The 20,695-nt window shown below is 46.5% G+C and carries 15 protein-coding genes and 4 pseudogenes; 12 read left to right on the forward strand and 7 right to left on the reverse strand.

What is annotated here, in order from left to right; translation table 11 throughout:
- Positions 1–2: 2 nt before the first annotated feature.
- From DXE37_RS12325 to fabI, 6 genes and pseudogenes are all read right to left on the reverse strand, one after another.
- Positions 3–464: pseudogene (locus DXE37_RS12325) on the reverse strand (hypothetical protein).
- Between the two features lie 5 nt (positions 465–469).
- Positions 470–1,207, reverse strand: a complete 738-nt coding sequence (locus DXE37_RS12330) for an MmgE/PrpD family protein (RefSeq protein ID WP_231971051.1) — start codon at positions 1,205–1,207, stop codon at positions 470–472.
- Positions 1,173–1,391 carry an MmgE/PrpD family protein gene (locus tag DXE37_RS12335; RefSeq protein WP_231971052.1) on the reverse strand — a complete coding sequence of 73 codons (219 nt, stop codon included), beginning with the start codon at positions 1,389–1,391 and terminating at the stop codon, positions 1,173–1,175. Before DXE37_RS12335 ends, DXE37_RS12330 begins: the two co-directional genes overlap by 35 nt.
- An 8-nt stretch (positions 1,392–1,399) precedes the next feature.
- Positions 1,400–2,285 (reverse strand): annotated as a pseudogene (locus DXE37_RS04150) (HTD2 family dehydratase).
- A gap of 22 nt (positions 2,286–2,307) precedes the next feature.
- Positions 2,308–3,635, reverse strand: a pseudogene (gene chrA / locus DXE37_RS13410) (chromate efflux transporter).
- On the reverse strand, positions 3,632–4,417 hold the full coding sequence (gene fabI / locus DXE37_RS04160; protein ID WP_114636679.1) for an enoyl-ACP reductase FabI: 786 nt from the start codon (positions 4,415–4,417) through the stop codon (positions 3,632–3,634). Before fabI ends, chrA begins: the two are co-directional and overlap by 4 nt.
- Positions 4,418–4,467: 50 nt before the next feature.
- On the opposite strand from fabI, the gene DXE37_RS04165 reads away from it, so the two are divergent.
- From DXE37_RS04165 to DXE37_RS04185, 5 genes are all read left to right on the forward strand, one after another.
- Positions 4,468–6,336: an extracellular solute-binding protein gene (locus tag DXE37_RS04165; protein WP_114636680.1), complete on the forward strand. Its 1,869-nt coding sequence runs from the start codon at positions 4,468–4,470 to the stop codon at positions 6,334–6,336.
- A gap of 11 nt (positions 6,337–6,347) precedes the next feature.
- The gene (locus DXE37_RS04170; RefSeq protein WP_174221032.1) at positions 6,348–7,412 is read left to right on the forward strand and encodes a microcin C ABC transporter permease YejB; all 1,065 of its coding nucleotides are present in this window, start codon (positions 6,348–6,350) and stop codon (positions 7,410–7,412) included.
- A complete protein-coding gene (locus DXE37_RS04175) occupies positions 7,409–8,434 on the forward strand; it encodes an ABC transporter permease (protein ID WP_114636682.1) in 1,026 nt (341 codons plus the stop codon). The genes DXE37_RS04170 and DXE37_RS04175 overlap by 4 nt, the downstream gene beginning before the upstream one ends.
- Positions 8,431–10,068, forward strand: coding sequence for an ABC transporter ATP-binding protein (locus DXE37_RS04180; RefSeq protein WP_114636683.1), 1,638 nt, complete (start codon positions 8,431–8,433; stop codon positions 10,066–10,068). Before DXE37_RS04175 ends, DXE37_RS04180 begins: the two co-directional genes overlap by 4 nt.
- 174 nt (positions 10,069–10,242) lie before the next feature.
- Positions 10,243–10,845: a C40 family peptidase gene (locus DXE37_RS04185; RefSeq protein ID WP_415066712.1), complete on the forward strand. Its 603-nt coding sequence runs from the start codon at positions 10,243–10,245 to the stop codon at positions 10,843–10,845.
- 35 nt (positions 10,846–10,880) lie between these two features.
- Here DXE37_RS04185 and DXE37_RS14260 read toward each other — a convergent pair.
- A pseudogene (locus DXE37_RS14260) lies at positions 10,881–11,679 on the reverse strand (patatin-like phospholipase family protein).
- Between the two features lie 294 nt (positions 11,680–11,973).
- On the opposite strand from DXE37_RS14260, the gene scpB reads away from it, so the two are divergent.
- The 7 genes from scpB to truB all read left to right on the forward strand — a co-directional run bounded on the left by scpB (position 11,974) and on the right by truB (position 20,660).
- Complete coding sequence (gene scpB / locus DXE37_RS04195; RefSeq protein WP_415066714.1) at positions 11,974–12,723, forward strand: SMC-Scp complex subunit ScpB; 750 nt, start codon at positions 11,974–11,976, stop codon at positions 12,721–12,723.
- Positions 12,724–12,729: 6 nt separating this feature from the next.
- Entirely contained in the window at positions 12,730–14,454 is a 1,725-nt protein-coding gene (locus DXE37_RS04200) for a pseudouridine synthase (protein ID WP_114636685.1), read from the forward strand.
- Between the two features lie 172 nt (positions 14,455–14,626).
- Positions 14,627–15,118 (forward strand): ribosome maturation factor RimP, encoded by a 492-nt coding sequence (gene rimP, locus DXE37_RS04205; protein WP_114636686.1) that lies wholly within the window; start codon positions 14,627–14,629, stop codon positions 15,116–15,118.
- Entirely contained in the window at positions 15,115–16,596 is a 1,482-nt protein-coding gene (gene nusA, locus DXE37_RS04210; RefSeq protein WP_114636687.1) for a transcription termination factor NusA, read from the forward strand. The genes rimP and nusA overlap by 4 nt, the downstream gene beginning before the upstream one ends.
- Before the next feature lie 13 nt (positions 16,597–16,609).
- Positions 16,610–19,369, forward strand: a complete 2,760-nt coding sequence (gene infB / locus DXE37_RS04215) for a translation initiation factor IF-2 (RefSeq protein WP_114636688.1) — start codon at positions 16,610–16,612, stop codon at positions 19,367–19,369.
- Positions 19,370–19,374: 5 nt separating this feature from the next.
- Positions 19,375–19,743 carry a 30S ribosome-binding factor RbfA gene (gene rbfA / locus DXE37_RS04220; RefSeq protein WP_114636689.1) on the forward strand — a complete coding sequence of 123 codons (369 nt, stop codon included), beginning with the start codon at positions 19,375–19,377 and terminating at the stop codon, positions 19,741–19,743.
- 5 nt (positions 19,744–19,748) lie between these two features.
- Positions 19,749–20,660, forward strand: coding sequence for a tRNA pseudouridine(55) synthase TruB (gene truB, locus DXE37_RS04225; protein ID WP_114636690.1), 912 nt, complete (start codon positions 19,749–19,751; stop codon positions 20,658–20,660).
- Positions 20,661–20,695 lie beyond the last annotated feature (35 nt).

Genomic DNA, 20,695 nt, shown 5'->3' on the forward strand with positions numbered 1-20,695 from the left:
AATTATGAAGATGGGAGTAAGAAGCCTATCTTGGCTTGTTTACGAATATTCCACAAGAGTTCAATGGCGTTACTCATCTCTTCTGGGGTGGCGCCACCGCTGTAGGCAGCAAGACGTATTGCTTTATCGGTAATTTCTGCACGTGAAAGGGTATTGCCAGGATCGCCCTTAGGCTCATCTACTCGACCATCCAGAATTTGCCCATTGTTCTCAAACGTACTCGAACCTTTCCGATCCAGCGTTGAGGATGGGCGCTATCGACTTCGGGATCTAGCTCCATAGGTGACTCGATCACGGAAGTTGCAAATTTCAACATCATGAAAATGGGCATCAAATTCTTGTAAGCCTGCAAATTGGTAATGCGCTACTAAGGCCAACACCGTTCCCATCGAGAATTTAGATTGATGCACGGTTGCTGGATCTGTGGCTGGACCCAAAACATCAATTGCTCCTTGGTGAACCATAGTCTCTACTTTTGCAATATCGCTCGGTGCAAGAGCTGGTTTGCCAATATCACTTGCAATAAGGCATCGGCTGCTGGGTGGGTATGTCTGCACGATGCGTAATATTTAAAGCTAGTTTCTGCTAAGGCCCAGCGAGCGCCTAGGCGATCAACCAGTTTGCTTGGATCGCTATCGCTAGTCATGCCTGCTGCCAAGCCTTGCTTGCCTTCCAAAATGTGCTGTGCGCCAGTAAATCCAGAGTGTTTGCAAGATAGGGCGGACATTAAGCCAGTAGACGCCGCATGGGCGGTATGCAGTTGCTTAGAATCAGCAGCATCTCGAAGAAACTCCCAAAGACCCGCTGATTGAGTGCCAGCAGAACCAAAGGCATTTAGCATTTGCTCGGGGTTTAGTTTGAGAAGACGGCCAACAGCAGCAGCGGCCGCTAAAGTGCCAGCAGTACCAGTAGTGTGAAATACCTTGTAGTGAGAACGACCTAAAAATTTACCAACACGGATGTCCACTTCATATCCTGCAACCGCAGCTACCAAGAGATCTTCTCCAGAAGCGCCAATCGCCTGAGCACAAGATAGTGCCGGAGGAAAGACAACTGTTGCGGGATGAAAAACTGAACCATTGTGAACGTCATCTTGTTCAGCAACATGTGATGCCGCGGCATTAGCCATTGCCGCCAAAAAAGGGCTAGAGGTTTTGCGAGAAATCAAAACTTCAGATGGGCCAGCATGAGTCGAAGCAAAAGCCACCCATATTGAAAGCGAATTGCGTAATTAACTCTACAGGACGCGATCCTTTTCCGGCGATTGCTGAACCAAACCAATCAACCAACAAATCTTCTGCTCGGTTCATCACTTCGCCTGGAATATCTTCAACACAAAGATTGGCGGCAAAGCTTGCTAGTTCGCGAGAGAGGTGTGGTGAAGTTATCATCTTTATCTTTAGGCTAGTATGGCAGTAGCCTGCATAGTGAGCCAGCCTTCATGGTCTTGAGCCCAAATAGAAATGGTTTTTCCAGTAGGATCCACTTCAAGGTCGGGTTTAGCGCTGACTTTGAAGACATTGATATCAAAGGTGGGGCGAATCGCGCGGAACTCAAACCGTTTGAGCCTGCACCCAGGAATGCTTTGACGCACAAGATCCACTAACAAAGTAGCAATTAACGGCCCATGCACAATTAAACCTGGGTAGGCCCTCCACTTCAGTCACATATTTGCGATCGTAGTGAATGCGGTGCCCATTGAACGTCAGGGCTGAATAGCGAAATAGCAGAACATCATCCGGCGTGATGGTTTTGCTCCACTGTGCATCAGTAGGAGCTGGAGTAGGGGCAACTGGCTTATCGTCAGGACCAGGAGCATCTCGATACACGATGTCATGTTCTTCAATAATGGCAAGACCATTTTGGTTGGAGATCTGGTGATTGACTAAGACGAAAATCAAATCACCGGTGCGACCTGCTTTATGGGTAACCGATTCAATTGTAGAAACACGCTCTATCTCATCACCCACCGCGAGGGGGTTTAGCCATTCAATTTTGCTACCTGCCCACATCCGACGTGGCAATGGAACAGGGGGTAGAAAGCCACCGCGTTTCGGATGACCATCAGGACCAATTTCAGATCCACGCGCATGCGGCAGAAAGTAAGGCCAATGCCAAAGCTCTGGCAAGAAAGTTCCAATGCTGGGCGCTGGATCATCGCGATCCAAAGTTGCCGATAGAGCGCGCACAGGAGCTGCTGTCACAGTGTCTTGAAGAGACTCGGTTTTACCAAGCCATTCTTGAAGGTGGGTAATGGTTTGAGGTTCGATTCGCATAAGTTCCATTATGCCAATCTTGCTAGAAAACTCACCCTAGCAAAACAGAGGTGTAATAAAAGAGAAGTCCAGCTAAAGCAGACCCACCAATGACGGAAAGGACGCTTTTTGAAACTTAAACAAAGCTAAACCCGCCAAGGTGCAGATCAGAATCGATATCCAAGAGACTGACCCCCGAAACCCTTTGGCAAAAACACATGGTAAGCAAAAAATAAGCCCAGATTAGCAATCACACCTACTACAGCAGTGGTAATAGCGGTGAGGAGGGGGCGGTAAAACTCAGTTTGCCATGGGTCGATTCAATCAAGGGGCCGCCAACTAAGATAAAAAAGAAGGACGGCAAGAAAGTAAACCAAGTGGCGACGCAGGCACCAATCACACCAAACCAAAACGGATTGCTGTTGCCAATCAAGTGTTGAATATGCTCCGCCAGATATCCAACAAAGGCCACCACCATAATGAGCGGTCCAGGAGTAGTTTCTCCAAGGGCCAAGCCATCAATCATTTGATTGGCGCTCAGCCAATGGAAGTGCTCAACAGCACCCTGATAAACATAAGGTAGTACCGCATAGGCGCCACCAAAGGTGAGCAGCGCGGCCTTCGTAAAGAACCAAGCCAGTCGAGGGTAGAGCGTCTTCCAGCCAAAAATGGTGATCAACCCGCCTATTGGCAATAGCCAGTAAAAGAGAGCGACGAGGCTATGACGAATAGTTTTTTGATAAGAAAATTTTGCGTGCTCAGGGGTTGGGGTGTGATCATCAATGATGGCATCGCCATATTTTTTCACTTCATTGGATCCATGTCCGCTACCTTGCTGAAAATTTTCTGGATAACGCTTACCACCCCAGTAGCCAATCGCAGCAGCGATAGCTACGATGATCGAAAAGGCTACGTTCAAGATGAAGATCGCTAGAAATGATCCCAGTGCAATCCATTGAAGCGCTTGATTGTGAATGGTGCGTTTTTCAATGCGCACTGCAGCATGCAACACGATTGCAGTCACCGCAGGCTTGATGCCAAAAAAAATAGCGGCTATCCAGGGTACTTGTCCAAAGGTGAGATAAACCCAAGACAAACCTATCAAAATTAATAAAGAGGGCAGAACAAAAAGACTTCCAGCCAGAATGCCGCCCTAGCTACGATGCATGAGCCAGCCAATCTAGGCAACCAACTGTTGTGCTTCAGGCCCAGGTAATAGCATGCAATAGTTGAGGGCATGTAAAAGCGCCGCTCAGAAATCCAGCGACGCTTTTCAACTAACTCTTGGTGAAGAACGGCAATTTGTCCTGCAGGCCCACCAAAACTAATGAAGCCTAGCTTGGCCCAAAACTTTAAGGCCTCGCGTAGTGGAATACTCAAACCTCGTCCATTCCGCCAACTACTTGGCTAAAGCCGTTATCTACATAGATGATTTCAGCAGTAATACCATTTGCTAGGTCGGACAATAAAAATGCTGCAGTATTACCTACATCATCAATCGTGACGTTACGACGTAAGGGAGCAGTTTGTTCAACCGCCTCCAAAATCTTGCTAAAGCCTTTAATACCTGATGCCGCTAAAGTTTTGATGGGGCCAGCAGAAATTCCATTCGCACGCATCCCTTTAGGGCCTACTGAGCCTGCAAGGTAGCGTACTGAGGCTTCTAAGGAAGCTTTTGCTAAACCCATCGTGTTGTAGTTGGGAACATTCTTCATTGAGCCCAAATAGGTCAGCGTCAGCAATGAGGATTTGTCACGCAACATTGGAAATGCTTCTTTAGCCATCGCTGGGAAGCTATACGCCGAGATGTCATGCGCTATTTTGAAGCCTTCACGTGAAAGACCTTCTAAAAAGTCTCCGGCAATTGCTTCGCGTGGGGCAAAACCAATAGCATGCACAAAACCATCAAATTGAGGCCAAGTTTTGGCTAAATCCTTAAAAAGCGCGCTGATTTGCTCGTCGCTACCCACATCACAGTCAAAAATCAGGTCAGTATTGAATTCTTTAGCAAAATCCACAATCCGATCTTTGAAGCGCTCGCCCACGTAGGTAAAGGCTAGTTCAGCCCCTTCACGGTGACAAGCCTTGGCAATCCCATATGCTATAGAGCGATTTGAGAGTAGGCCGGTAATAAGAATTTTTTTGCCAATAAGAAAGCCCATGTTGTGTCCTTTGCTTCAAATATGATTAGCTGTCTACAATTGTTGCATATATGCCTAGCTTAAAACCCATTCACCACATTGCCCATTTATTGATCCTAACTCTGCTGCTGGGGCTTGGAGTCAATGCAGCCCAGGCCGGCCAAGGTATAGCGCAATACGGAATGCCTAAGTATCCCGACGGATTTGCCCATTTTGATTATGTGAATCCCAATGCTCCCAGGGGTGGAACCTTAGTTTTACCAAACCCAGGGCAAAGAACTAGCTTTGATAAATTCAATCCATTTACCCTCCGAGGAATTACCGCTCCAGGCATTGATCTCATGTTTGAATCTCTTGCAGAGGGAAGTGCGGATGAGGTTTCTAGTATTTATGGGCTATTGGCTGATGATATTCAAGTAGCAAAAGATCGTAAGTCAGTGACATTTCGCATACGCCCTGAGGCTAAATTTTCAGATAGTAGCCCAGTGTTGGCGGCCGATGTTAAGTACAGCTTTGATACCTTAATGAGCGGGAAAGCGCATCCTCGTTATAAAACCACCTTCGCCGACATTAAAGAAGCTGTAGTTTTATCCGAAAGATCTATTCGCTTTGACTTTAAAAATGACAATGCTGAGCTCCCGATATTGGCTGGAACGTTTCCTGTTTTCTCGCGTAATTGGGGTAAGAAGCCAGATGGATCCATGATCCCATTTGAGAAGCTTGCCTTTGAGCCTCCTATCGGTAGCGGTCCCTATTTAATTGAATCTTTTAAAGCGGGCAAATCAATTACCTATAAAAGAAATCCCCAGTACTGGGCAGATCATCTTGGTAAGCCTTTAAACATTCGCGTTGGTTTTTATAACTTTGATCGTGTTCTATATAAGTTATATAGCGATTACGCTGTGAGACTAGAAGCCTTTAAGGCAGGGGAGTTTGATGCACTAGTTGAGTATCGTGCCAAGATCTGGGCGAAAGGATACGTCGGTTCAAAGTTTGACAAAGGAATTTTGCTAAAGAAAGCATTTTTAAATCACAACGGTGCTGGAATGCAGGGCTTTGCGATGAATGTGCGTCGATCGATCTTTAAAGATGTGCGAGTTCGCGAAGCATTGGGTTATGCGTTGGATTTTGAATGGCTTAATCGGCAAATATTTTTTGATCAGTACAGCCGTATCAATAGTTATTTCACAAACAGTGATTTAAGTGCAAACTTTGACGGGCCACGCAAGCCAACCGAGGCTGAATTGAAATTGCTTAAGCCTCTAAAGGCGAAATATCCACAGTGGGTCCCCGACGCTGTTTTTGGTCCAATGCCTGCAGCACCCTCTACCACCCCTCCCGGTAGCCTACGTCAGAATTTAAAGAAAGCACGTGAACTGCTGATGCATGCTGGCTGGCAATATCGGGACGGAGCCTTACGTAATGAAAAAGGTGAGCCATTTCGGTTTGAGATTGTGGAAGATGGCGGATTCTTTCTGAGGGTGATTTCTGCTTATGTACGCAATTTAGAAAAATTGGGTGTGCACGTAGATATTCGGACGAGTGACTTTGCCCTGCATCAAAAGCGCATGAATGAATATGACTTTGATATGACTACGGTTCGTTTTCAGGATTCTCAAAACCCAGGCAATGAACTCTGGGATCGATTTGGTAGTGAGGCTGCTAAAGAGAAAGGCTCAGACAATGCCATTGGCGTGCAATCTCCAGTGGTAGACGCCTTGATTGATGAGATAACGAAAGCACAAAATCGTGAACAGCTCAGAACTGCCACAAGAGCTCTGGATCGCGTTTTGTGGAATAGTTATTACGTGGTTCCTCAATGGTATAACCCAACGCATCGTGTCGCCTTCCGTCATGAGATGCGATATCCAGAGCCGCCCTTGTATTACTCTGCCGAGTTGTGGATCATGCAAAACTGGTGGAAAGAGGAGGCTAAATAATGCAAGGTCAAATGCGCGCTTATATTTTTAAACGGTTGCTCTTAATGATTCCCACCATTATCGGAGTGCTTACGCTCGCCTTTGCGGTTGTGCAATTTGTTCCGGGCGGGCCAGTAGAGCAAATGGTTCTTGAGCTCAAAGGGAAGGGTAATGCAGCCACTGGAGGGTCAGAGTCTTCTGGTGCGGGATCAACCTATCGTGGTCGTCAAGGTGTTGATGCGCAACGCTTAGAAGAGGTTAAAGCACTATATGGATTTGATAAGCCTCCACTGGAGCGCTATTTCATGATGTTGGGGCGTTTTGCACGTTTTGATCTGGGACAAAGTTACTACCAACATGAAAGTGTTTGGCGTTTAGTGGTTTCTAAGCTACCTGTGTCAATCAGTATTGGTCTATGGACCTTCTTTATTACCTATTTAGTTTCCATTCCATTGGGGATTGCTAAAGCTGTTCGAGATGGCTCTCGTTTTGATGCAATTACCAGCAGCATGATTTTGGTTGGCTATGCCATCCCTGGATTTGTATTGGGTGTCTTGTTGTTGGTAGTTTTTGGTGGCGGTAATTTTTTACAAATATTTCCGCTACGAGGACTCACTTCGGACAACTGGAGCGATTTGAGTTTGATGGGTAAGGTGATGGATTATTTGTGGCATTTAGTCCTTCCGATTACAGCATCCGTTCTAGGTAGTTTTGCTGTGGTCACAATGCTTACCAAGAATTCTTTCTTAGAAGAGATTCGCAAGCAATATGTCTTGACTGCACGCGCAAAAGGACTTACTGAGAAACAGATATTGTGGAAGCATGTTTTCCGCAATGCATTATTGCCGCTAGTGACTGGTTTTCCAGCAGCATTTATTGGCGCCTTCTTTACTGGCTCTTTGTTAATCGAAACGTTATTTTCTCTAGATGGCCTTGGCTTGCTCTCTTATGAGTCAGTGATGCGTCGTGACTATCCAGTAGTGTTCGGTACCCTATATTTATTTACCTTAATCGGCTTGTTTACGAAGTTAATTTCTGATCTTTGCTACGTCTATGTAGATCCACGCATTCAGTTTGGTGTGGGAGGCGGTTCATGAATCGCTGGCTGCGTTTTAAAAATAATCGCATGGGCTATGTCAGCCTATGGATCTTCGCTGTACTGTTCGGCCTATCGATGTGCGCCGAGTTGATTGCAAACGATAAGCCTTTGGTTGTTCGCTATGAAGGGCGCTTCTATTTCTCTATTGTGAAGAGTCAGCCTGAGACGGTTTTTGGTGGAGACTTTGCGACGCCTACAGATTTTTTAGATCCAGATATTCGCCAAAATATTACTAGCAATGGTAATTGGGCTATTTATCCGCCAATTCACTATAGCTATGAAACACTAAATTACTTTTCTAAGGTGCCTAATCCTGCGCCACCCTCTTGGGAGAACTGGTTGGGCACGGATGATCGCGGGCGTGATGTCTTAGCGCGTCTCATTTACGGCTTTCGTTTATCGATTCTCTTTGGATTGGCGCTTACGATCGTGGGAGTAAGCGTAGGAATCATCACCGGATCTCTCATGGGCTTTTTTGGCGGCAAATTCGATTTGATCTCGCAACGCTTGATTGAGATCTGGTCGGCGATGCCAGAGTTGTATTTACTCATTATTTTTGCCTCCATCTTTAACCCTAGCGTTTCCCTCTTGATTATCTTGTTGGCCGCTTTTGGTTGGATGGGTTTATCTGATTACGTTCGTGCGGAATTTTTCCGTAACCGCGCTCTCGAATATGTGCGTGCAGCAAGGGCGCTAGGATTGACCAATGTGCAAATCATGTGGCGTCACATTCTTCCCAATAGCTTGACTCCAGTAATTACCTTTTTGCCGTTTCGTATGAGTGCTGCGATTTTGTCTTTAACCAGCCTAGACTTTTTAGGCTTGGGTGTTCCTCCTGGAACACCGAGTTTGGGAGAGTTGCTTTCTCAGGGGAAAAGCAATCTTGATGCTTGGTGGATTTCGCTATCGACTTTCGTGGTCTTGGTCGCCACCTTGCTTTTGTTAACCTTTATGGGCGAAGCATTACGTAATGCATTTGACTCGCGCAAGGCTGGGTTGATGAGCGGGGGTCGACCATGAGCTTGCTGCGCTATGAAGACCTTTGTATTTCTTTCGGAGCAGGGCGCCGAGAAAAGTTTGCCGTTAAGCATCTTGATTTAGAAATCGGAATTGGTGAACGGGTTGCCCTGGTGGGTGAATCGGGCTCAGGTAAGACCTTAACTGCTCTCGCTCCATTGCGGCTAGAGCCCGAGGGCGCCAAAGTGACTGGCAAGATTCTGTGGAATGCTAAGGATGGAAAAGGCACAGTAGATTTACTATCTCTGCCCATAGAAGATATTCGCGAGATTCGAGGACGTGAAATTGCCATGGTGTTTCAGGAGCCCATGACGGCTTTAAATCCCTTGTTTACGATCGGCAATCAAATTATCGAAGCAGTGCAAAGCTATGAGCCCCTGATCTCTAAGGCTAGTGCAATGGATGCTGCCATTGATTTGCTGAGAAAGACTGGCATTCCCGAACCTGAGCGGCGTTTTCATGCTTACCCACATCAGCTATCTGGCGGACAAAGGCAGCGCGCCATGATTGCCATGGCTTTGGCATGTAAGCCAAGATTGCTGATAGCGGACGAGCCTACTACAGCATTAGATGTTAGTTTACGTTTGCAGATTTTGGATCTACTGAAAGAGCTGCAGGAAGAATCTAAAAATGACGGTGGCATGGGAATTCTTTTGATCACCCATGACCTCAATCTAGTGAAGCATTTCGCGCAACGCGTTGCCGTTTTAAATCAGGGCAATTTAATGGAGGCGGGATCAACGAAGCAAATATTTCAACATCCTGAAGATCCATACACTCGCGCATTGGTCAATAGTGAACCCGTTCGTGCAATAGCGCCATTAATGCCTTTGGCCCCCGTGTTGCTAGAAACAGAAGAGTTATCAGTTGCATACCCCAGCTCAGAATCTAGTTCATGGTTTAAAAAAGCACCATCACATAAAGTTTTGAAAAAGGTCAGCTTTGCGTTAAAGCAAGGTCAAACGATTGGTGTTATTGGTGAGTCTGGATCTGGTAAGACCACCTTGGGTATGGCGGTACTGGGTTTATTGGGGGACTCTGCAGCAGAGGTGACTGGCGACGTGGATGTTCTTGGTAATGACTGGCAAAAATTGAAGCCAGTAGAACGCCGCACCATGCGCTCGAGTTTGCAAGTGATCTTTCAAGATCCTTTTGGATCGCTATCGCCTCGGATGAATGTATTGCAAATTGTCTCTGAGGGCTTAGATGTTCATTTTTCTAAGCTGTCAGCTTCTGAACGTGAGACGCGTGTAATCGAGATGCTGAAAGAAGTGGGAATAGATCGATCGGCTCTGCTACGTTACCCGCATGAATTTTCTGGAGGACAGCGCCAAAGGATTGCGATTGCGCGCGCACTCATTTTGCGCCCACAAATTTTGGTTTTAGATGAACCTACTTCCGCATTGGATGTCTCGATTCAAAAGCAGGTTCTCGCTTTGCTGACTGAGCTACAGAAAAAATACAACTTAGCCTATCTGATGATTAGTCATGATTTGGCAGTGATCAGAGCAATGTCACATGAGGTAATGGTGCTGAAGGAGGGTAGGGTGATTGAGTTTGGCGACACCGAAACTCTCATCAAGCACCCACGCCAAACGTATACCAAGGAGCTTTTTGCAGCCGCTGAGTTGACTTAAGGGTGCTTATTAAATAATGCGTTGTTGGTCTAAATTGGTGCATATGCCCTCATTTAATGCAAAATTAACTTTATAAACAAAGACTTATGAGTAAGCTGAATGCTTGGTAAATTAAGGGTTCTTTGTTAAACTGATTCGATGTCACTGAAGCTTTCAAAAATTTTAGGCCTGAGCTTGTTCGCTCTGGTTTCCAGCTCTGCTATTGCTGCTGATGCAACGATAGACGCATCTGTGGAAACGGTTGTCCCCAAGGAAAGTATGTTCCAAGCGAGTAAGTCTTATGTCGTTCGTGTTTCGGATCGTTTGGCGGATACCGTAACTGGAAAGTCAGAAGAGTTAATCAACCGCGCGATGGAAGTGATTGGTGTTCGCTATCGTTGGGATGTAGAATTACCCCAATCCGGTTTAGATGGCAGTAGTTTTGTGGGTTATGTATTTAAAGATAAGCTGGGTTTTTTATTGCCACGTAAATCTACGCAGATGAGTCGTGTTGGTAAGCCAATTACCCGCGAAGAGTTACAGCCGGGCGATCTCGTGTTTTTTAATACGATGCGCCTCACTTTTTCTCATGTAGGCATCTATGTGGGTGATAACAAGTTTATTCATTCCCCTTCAAAGGGCACGAATGTGCGAGTTGATGATCTTGGTAGTTTGTATTGGGATAAGCGTTTTGATGGAGCCCGACGTTTAGATGGTAGCGACAATTTCAATGACCCAGAGCGTCAAGAACTCCTAAACGAAGTAAAAAATCTCAAACGTAAGTCACGCAGTCTTTAATCAGGCAATTCATTGTGGGCTTTTCTGCCCGATGACTATTGGCCTCTGAGCTTTTCTTTAATGAGACTCATTTGCTCTTGAGTCTGCCACTTCACCTGCAAGAATGGCGGCATTTCTGGATTTAAAATCGCTACTACTCATCTACTTAAGGTGCGGTTGAATGACGATATCGGCACTCTTTAATTCGTACTGATTAATGCTTCGCTGCATGATGGATATGGTCTGTTGTAAGATGCCTAAGGTGCCACACTGGCATCTTGATGAACAGGTTCAGATGAGATATTGACTGCAATTACGAGTGTTTGCCCCCATTTGCCTTGCATAGCTTACTGGGACGGGCGCGACCAATCCGCCACATCAACATATTCTTTGCCGCTAATGACTGCTGGCTGAAATACGCCAGGAACGCTGCACGATGCGCGAATCGCTAAGCCGGTGTTTCCCGGTACGAAATAAAACTCCTTTACCGGATTGCAATTCGATAGCAACAATGCCCAGTGGAATGCGCATTTGCTCGATGGATTTGTTCTGCACTTCGCGATTCACCATGTTTTGCAGGGCATCACCCTTGATCAACCCTCCAAACTTACCGGCAAAAGGAAGTCCCCAGTCGGCAATGGTGGCCTCATCTAAGTTCAAAGCTAGCCTGTTGAGGTCGTTTCCTGTTGCGCCGGACGCGAGTAAAGCAGCAATGACGCTACCTGCACTACTGCCAACAACAATATCGGGTCTGATACCTTGAGCTTCTAAAGTTTTAATAACGCCGATGTGAGCAAAGCCACGCGCAGCTCCAGCGCCAAGAACTAGACCAACTACTGGTTTTTTGCTGCCCATGAGACTGCAAGAACTCAGGCTTGCACCCCCAAGTAAGGCGCCAAGGCCAATTCCTAGGCTGAGAAGTCGACGCCGTTCCATGGAATCAGGGGTATTTGCGGTTAAGAAAGGGGGTTTTGGAGAATTCTTATACTTATTGTATTGAGCCTACCTTATAATGAGCGCAAGGTGAACGAAAAGGATTTCGTATCAGCTCGGACATATCCCAATAAGAACTGATGAGATGAAATATCCAAAGTAGCTTGAGAACACCAAAACCCATTACTGAAATACATTTATTAAAGCCTAATCAGGTTGAGTCCTGGTAACCCAACTTTTATGGACGATCACAATAAGCGCGTAATTGAAACAGCCCTCCTATGCGCGCAGGAGCCACTCACCGTTGCTGATATATCTCGTTTATTTGTGGAAGACATCACTACGGCCGATATAGACGAGGCATTGGTTGAATTGCAGCGCGCTTGGGATAACAAGGGCATGGAGCTGGTACATATTGCCACCGGTTGGCGTTTTCAAAGCCGTCTGTCTATGCGCGAGTACTTGGATCGCTTAACTCCAGAAAAGCCACCAAAGTATTCACGTGCTGTGATGGAGACTCTAGCGATTATTGCCTACCGTCAGCCAGTCACACGTGGTGAGATTGAAGAAATTCGTGGTGTCGCAGTCAGTAGCAATGTGATGAAGCAATTAGAAGATCGCGGTTGGGTTGAAGTCATTGGTCACAAAGAAACGATTGGCCGACCAGGTTTATATGCAACCACGAAGCAATTTTTGGATGATCTCAGCCTAACGAATTTACAAAGCTTGCCCATCCTAGAGGATGCGGCACCTATGGCAGCAGCAGAGCAATTAGGGCAGGCTGTAATGGAGATTGATGCTGATGCCAAGGAAGTCAATGAGCATGAAGAGCAAGCGGTAGAAGTAGAAACTGAAGAATTAGAAATAACCGAAGTGACTTTAGAAGAAACAGTGATTGAAGTTACCGAAGAAGCGACAGAAGAAGTTATCCCTGAGTCTGAAGACAATCCAGACAAAACAAAATAATAATTAATGACAAGCCCTAACGAAAACGATTCATCTCCGGTAGTAAATCCATCGGCAACTCCTTCCAATTCAGATACGATGCCATCAAATGTAGAGGGTTCGAAGTCTGAAGGTGGGCAGAGCGGCGAGCGCCGTCCACGTCGTCAAGGTACGGACAAACATTCATTTAACAAGAAGCGTCTGTTCAATAAGGATCGGCCACGCCGCAAGGGTGGCGATGTTACTGGCCCACGCGAAGGTAACCATAATCAATCCTCCAAGTTAGCGCCTAACCCAGCTGAAAGCGAAGCCTTGTTTGCTTCTGTTGTGTCCGGAGAGTTTGATGCTGCCTTAGATGCGCCTGAAGTTGAGGAAGTTAAAAATCCTGATGGTCTAAATGAGAGTGAGATCTCTCATCAAACAGGCGCAGAGCGCCGTGCACAGCGTGCGCAACGTTCGCGTGAAGATGAAGATCCAGATGCTCCCACAGAAGATGAAGTGAGCAGTTTGCAATTTGCAAATGTAGATGATTTGCCTTTGAGTTTGCGTGATGAAGTGTGGTCAGATCTTGATGGTCTCGATGCTGATGATGAAGACACTGTTAAGTTGCATAAGGTATTAGCTGACGTTGGTATGGGTTCGCGTCGCGACATGGAAGACCTGATTATTCAGGGGCGCGTTTCCGTGAATGGACTTCCTGCTCATATTGGTCAACGCATTGGACCAGCCGATCAAGTTCGTATTAACGGTAAGCCTGTCCATCGTAAGATTCAGACAAAACCACCACGCGTTATTTTGTATCACAAGCCAGCCGGTGAAATCGTCAGCCAGTCTGATCCTGAAGGTCGTCCAACAGTATTTGATCGTTTGCCTAAGCCACGTCAGGGACGTTGGATCGCTGTAGGCCGCTTAGATTTTAATACCGAAGGGCTGTTGCTATTTACAACCTCTGGTGAGTTAGCAAATCGCTTGATGCATCCCCGTTATGGAGTTGAGCGCGAATATGCTGTCCGTATTTTGGGTGAGTTGAGTCAAGAAAATACTTCGCAATTAAAGAGCGGTATTACGCTCGATGACGGCCAAGCTAAATTCCTTCGCCTTGCAATGGGTGGCGGTGATGGCGCTAATCGCTGGTATCACGTTGCTTTAACCGAAGGGCGTAATCGTGAAGTGCGTCGCATGTTTGAGGCTGTAGGGCATACCGTTTCTCGATTGATTCGTACTCGTTATGGCATTTTCTTGTTGCCTCCACGTTTAAGACGGGGGAAGTGGGAGGAAGTTGAGGCAGGCGGCATCTATAACTTGATGAAGTCTGCTGGTTTAAAGGTGCCCCAAGCCTCAGATAAAGCACGTAACCCGAATCCAAATAACCGTGATCGACACCAGTCTGATGGTGATTTCCAGCCTGATCCTATGCAAACCTCGGTTTCTTATTGGGGTTCCCGCGACGCCTTAACCCTTGCCAGCGGCCATAACGGCCTAACTCATCAAGGTAGGGGCGGAAAACCGGGGGGGGGTGATTCTGGAGAAGGGCGCGGACCATTTCGTGGGCGCACTCAAGGCGGAAGACCTGGACAAGGTGGTCAGGGTCAAAGCCGCAGTAAAGGCGGCAAAGTTCACCATGGTCAGTCTGCTTTTGTAAACGGCAACCCTCAGACTCCTGGAAATGGACCTAAACGCAGCGTACCAAAAGGGCGCAAACCCTTTAATAAAGGTCCAAGAAAGCCCCGCAATCCGGGCAAAAGCTTCTGATTTGTATCAGTTTTCTGCTAAATAGGCTATAATTCCGATCTTACAGCAAGATTTTGCTGTGAAGTGTTGTTACCGACTGATGTTGCGATCAACGTAAGTCGGCCTGTTCTGAATTTCGAGAATATGGGCTTTGAAGCCCATTTTTTTTGCCATTTTGGTATGAAGGGGTGACGTGAAGGATCAGCAGGTTATTTCTGCGGAGGTAGAAAACTTGGGTTACACGCTAGTCGATATTGAGCGTGAAGCCGGAGGTTTGCTGCGCGTCACGATAGAAAACCCAGATTACGAACGGATGATTACCGTTTTGGACTGCGAGAAGGTTAGCCACCAATTGAGCTATACCTTGCCAGTTGAAAACATTCCTTATGAGCGTTTGGAGATTTCATCTCCAGGTCTGGATCGTCCAGTGAAAAGTGCTGCAGATTTTGAGCGCTTTGCTGGAATGCAAGTGGATTTGAAATTGCGCGTTGCTGTTGGTAATCGCAAAAATTTTCGTGGTGAGTTGCAGGGTTTGTTGAGTGGTGAGTTGAATTCACCCGATGCAAAGTTTGGTTTGGTATTTGAGGGTGCTGATGGTCAGCCCTCTCAATTGGAGTTCTCTTTAGCCGAGGTCGATAAGACTCGGTTGGTCCCTGTTATTGATTTCAAAGGAAGAAAGTCATGAGCCGAGAAGTTCTCATGTTGGCAAACGCCCTAGCGCGTGAAAAGAACGTCGATCAAGCAATTGTGTTTGAAGCGTTGGAGATGGCTTTGGCCTCTGCAACCAAAAAACGCTATGCAACAGAAGCTGTGGATATTCGTGTTTCGATTGATCGCGAAAGCGGTGAATATGAAACCTTCCGTCGCTGGCTGGTAGTTCCTAACGAAGCAGGTCTGCAAGAGCCAGATAAAGAGATTTTGCAATTCGAAGCTCAAGAACAGTTCCCTGATATGGAAGTTGGTGAATACATTGAAGAGCAGATTGAGTCTTTGGCATTTGGCCGTATTGGTGCGCAAGCTGCTAAGCAAGTGATCTTGCAACGTATTCGTGATGCTGAGCGCGAACAAATTTTGAATGACTACCTAGAGCGTGGCGAAAAAGTCATGACTGGTACCGTCAAGCGTGCTGATAAGAATGGTCTCATCATTGAATCAGGCCGTGTTGAAGCATTACTCCGCCGCGATCAAATGATTCCAAAAGAGAATTTACGTTCAGGTGACCGCGTGCGCGCCTACATTCTCAAGGTTGATCGTGAAGCTCGTGGACCTCAAGTTGAACTCTCACGTACCTGCCCAGATTTTTTGATCAAGTTGTTCGAGAATGGAGTTCCAGAAATGAAGCAAGGTTTGCTCGAGATTAAAGGCGCTGCTCGTGATCCTGGTATCCGCGCAAAAATTGCTGTGATTACTTACGATATGCGTATTGACCCAATCGGCACTTGCGTTGGTGTACGTGGCACACGCGTTACTGCGGTTCGCAATGAAGTTGCTGGTGAAGCGGTTGATATCGTGTTGTGGTCTGAAGATCCAGCCCAGTTTGTGATCGGTGCTTTAGCTCCTGCTCAAGTGTCTTCTATCGTAGTTGACGAAGAGCGTCATGCAATGGACGTAGTAGTTGATGAAGAGAACTTGGCTATCGCGATTGGTCGTAGCGGACAAAACGTTCGTTTGGCTAGCGATTTGACTGGTTGGCAAATTAACATCATGACCCCTGAAGAATCTGCAGAGAAAACAGAAAAAGAAGCATCCTCAGTACGCCAGTTGTTTATGGATAAATTAGATGTGGATCAAGAAGTAGCTGACATCTTGATTGAAGAAGGTTTCAATACATTGGAAGAAGTGGCTTATGTGCCATTGTCTGAAATGTTAGAGATTGATTCTTTCGACGAAGACACTGTGAATGAGTTGCGTACCCGCGCTCGTGATTTCTTGTTGACGATGGAATTGGCTAAAGAAGAGCGCGTTGGTGAAGTTTCCCAAGACTTGCGCTCTTTAGAAGACATGACAACAGAACTGATTGCTAAGCTTGCTGACAATCAAATTCATACCCGTGACGACCTTGCTGAACTAGCTGTTGATGAGCTGGTTGAGGCGACACAAATTGACGAAGAAACTGCGAAAACGCTCATCATGAAAGCGCGCGAACATTGGTTTACTTCATGAGAGGAAGTAGTGCATGGCAACAATAGTAAAAGTACTCGCTAAAGAATTAAAACGTACCGCGCCAGACCTCTTGGAGCAGTTGAAGGCGGCCGGTATCGAAAAAGGTTCTGAGGACGATAGCATTACCGAAAAAGATAAAACAATCCTACTCGAGCATTTGCAGAAAGCGCATGGTAGTGCTGATACTGGCGCTCGCAAGAAGATCACTTTGATCAAGCGAGAGAGTTCAGAAATTCGTCAAGCAGATTCTGCTGGTCGCATGCGCACTGTGCAAGTTGAGGTTCGGAAAAAGCGTGTGCTCGTTAAGGCAGGCGATAAGGCTTCTGAGGAAACTCCAGTTGCGCCAGTTAAAGAAGTAGCTCCGGCTGCACCTGCCAAGCCAATTATTTCTGAACAAGAGCTGGAAAAGCGCGCAGCTGAAGCTACTCGTCAAGCTGAATTGTTAGCTCGCCAAGAGGCTGAAATGAAGGCGGCTGAAGAGGCGCGTCAAAAGGAGGTTGCTGCTCCTGTAGTTGCTAAAGAAGAGGCTCCAGTAGATGAGGCTCCTGCCGCCGCAGCGGCTGCCGCAGATAAAAAAGCAGTGGCTGATAAGACAGCTAAAGAGTTGGCTGCAAGCAAAGAAAAAGAGTTAGCAGATATTCGTGTGCGTCGTGCAGCTGCCGAAGCAGAAGCTTTAGCCATTCGCGACATGATGAGCGCTCCCGCTCGCGTTCTAAAAGCGCCGAGTAAGATTGCAGCTGAAGAAGCGAAAAAAGGCACCTTGCATAAACCTGCAAAAGTTGAGGGCGCCGATGACAAGAAGAAAGCAGTTGTTAAAGTTGGTGGCAAAACCATTAAGTCTTCTGAAACATCATCTACATGGCAAGAAGAAGGCGCTAAGAAACCTGGCGGATTAAAGACTCGTGGCGATTCATCAGGCGGTGTTGGTGGTTGGCGTTCAGGTGGCGGTCGCAAGAAGCAACGCCAAATTGCTGAAGTGAACGTGGATACGAACTTCCAAGTACCTATTGAGCCTGTAGTGCGTGATGTTCATGTGCCAGAAACAATTACTGTTGCTGAGTTAGCTCATGCAATGGCAGTCAAGAGTGCAGAAGTGATCAAGTTGTTGATGGGTATGGGCCAAATGGTTACCATTAATCAAGTGCTTGATCAAGATACTGCGATGATCATCGTGGAAGAAATGGGCCATAAGGCGCATGCCGCGAAATTGGATGATCCAGATTTAGATTTGGGTACCGATGGACATGATGCGGAGTTGTTGCCACGTCCTCCAGTTGTTACTGTTATGGGACACGTTGATCACGGTAAAACTTCTTTGCTCGATAAGATTCGTGCTGCAAAGGTGGCGACTGGTGAAGCTGGTGGCATTACTCAGCATATTGGCGCATACCACGTAGAAACTCCACGCGGCATGATTACTTTCTTAGATACCCCAGGTCACGAAGCCTTTACGGCAATGCGTGCTCGTGGTGCTAAGGCAACTGATATTGTTATTTTGGTTGTAGCTGCCGATGACGGTGTGATGCCGCAAACTAAAGAAGCGATTCACCATGCAGTAGCAGGCGGAGTGCCTTTGGTGGTTGCTATTAACAAGATTGATAAACTAGAAGCCAATTCTGAGCGCGTTAAAACCGAGTTGGTTGCAGAGCAAGTAGTTCCAGAAGAGTACGGTGGCGATGTTCCATTTATTCCTGTATCAGCCAAAACTGGCGAAGGCATCGATGCTTTGCTAGAGAACGTTCTCTTGCAAGCTGAAATCTTGGAATTGAAAGCACCGAAAGATGCTCCTGCTCAAGGTTTAGTGATTGAAGCCCGTTTGGATAAAGGTAAGGGACCAGTTGCCACTGTATTGGTTCAGTCTGGCACGCTTAAGCGTGGTGATATGTTGTTGGCTGGCTCTACATTTGGACGCGTGCGCGCCATGATGGACGAGAACGGTAAGCCTTGTAATGAAGCTGGCCCATCTATACCTGTAGAGATTCAAGGTTTATCAGAAGTACCTGCAGCTGGTGAGGCAGTACAAGTTGTTCCTGATGAGCGTAAAGCACGTGAAATCGCTTTGTTCCGCCAACGCAAGTTCCGCGATGTGAAGCTTGCTAAACGGCAAGCAGTCAAGCTTGAAACCATGATGGAAAACATGGGTGAGGGAGCAATTGAAGCTAAATTGTTGCCACTGATTATCAAGGCAGACGTACAAGGCTCTCAAGAGGCATTATCTCAGTCGCTCATGAAACTCTCTACACCAGAAGTGAAGGTTCAGATCGTTCATGCTGCTGTAGGTGGCATTACTGAAACTGATGTGAACTTAGCGGTTGCATCTAAAGCAGTCGTGATTGGCTTTAACTCTCGTGCTGCTGCAGCAGCACGAGAGTTGGCCGAGAAAAATGGTGTTGATATCCGATATCACAACATTATTTATAACGCGGTTGATGAAGTGAAATTAGCTCTGAGCGGTATGTTGACTCCAGATAAGAAAGAGGAGATCACTGGCCTTGTAGAGATTCGTCAAGTCTTCTTGGTGTCTAAAGTTGGCGCCATTGCAGGTTGCTTGGTAGTGGACGGTATCGTTAAGCGCACATCTAGTGTTCGCCTCTTGCGTGACAACGTCGTTATTTGGACTGGTGAGTTGGATTCCCTTAAGCGCTTTAAAGATGACGCTAAAGAAGTTCGTGCCGGTGTTGAGTGTGGTTTGTCATTAAAAGGTTATAACGACATCAAAGAAGGCGATCAGCTTGAAGTGTTCGAAGTCACTGAAGTTGCTCGTTCACTCTAATCGATATGCACAAGACTAGTCCGCATCGTAACCAGAGGCTTGCCGATCAAATTCAGCGAGACCTAGCCGAGCTTATCCCTCGTGAATTACGTAGTCCGAGTTTGGGCTTGATTACTTTGCAAAGTATCGAGCTCACTCCCGATTTAGCTCATGCTAAGGTGTTCTTTACTGTTTTGGGTGCAGAACCTGAACATGCTTTAAAGGCGCTTCAGGAAAAAGCAGGTTATTTACATTCACTATTGTTTAAGCGTTTGCATATTCACACTGTTCCTACTTTGCATTTTCACTATGACAGCTCAGTTGAGCACGGCATAGAAATGTTTCGATTGATCGACCAGGCTGTAGAGAGCGATCACAAAGACGAGACTAAGTAATTCTCATGTCTATACGAATTGACGGCGTAGTGCTTCTTGATAAACCTGCTGGGATGAGCTCGCAGGGTGCAGTAACTGCTGTTAAACGTGCTTTCAACGCAGATAAGGCTGGTCATACCGGAACTCTAGATCCTATGGCCACTGGATTATTGCCAATCTGCTTAGGTGAGGCAACCAAGTATTCGCAAGACTTGCTTGAGGCTAACAAAACTTATATTGCGCGCGTGAGATTTGGATCGCGTACTGATACTGGTGATGCAGAAGGTGTCACCATTGAAGAATTACCTCTACCAGCATTTACATCCGATGCTGAAATTCAACTTGCATTAGAGGCCTTGCTTCCAAAATTTACTGGTGCAATTTCACAAGTACCTCCAATGTATTCTGCGCTTAAGCGCGACGGTAAGCCATTGTATGAGTATGCTCGTGCTGGTGTTGAATTAGAACGTGCTCCACGTGATATCACGATTCATTCTATTTGCTGGACTGATGTTACTTGGCCAGAAGCTTCTTTAGAAGTTAGCTGTAGCAAGGGAACTTATATTCGTGTTTTGGCAGAAGATTTAGGCAATGCTCTTGGATGCGGCGCTCACCTCGTGGGGCTGCGACGTACTGAAGTGGGGCACCTCAATCTAGAGCAGTCCTTTACGATTGAATCCATTCAAAGTGGTTTGCAAAATAGCGCTAACTATATTTTGCCGGTTGACGCGCTCTTACAAACGTTACCTCACCTCACGGTTGATGAGCAGCAAGCAAAGCGTTTGGAGATGGGGCAACGAGTTCCACTCAACTTACCATCCGTTGAAGCTTTAGTGCGTATTTATCGTGCTACAGCTGCTCCTCACAACTTTATAGGCACTGCCGATTGGCGTTCTGGGGTTTTACATCCTAAGCGCGTGATTTCGCAGGCTCATTAATTAACCCTTTACTTACCTTTAACTTTAGAAGCTTC

It is taken from the genome of Polynucleobacter necessarius, from assembly GCF_900095205.1.
GTDB classification, from domain to species: domain Bacteria; phylum Pseudomonadota; class Gammaproteobacteria; order Burkholderiales; family Burkholderiaceae; genus Polynucleobacter; species Polynucleobacter necessarius_E.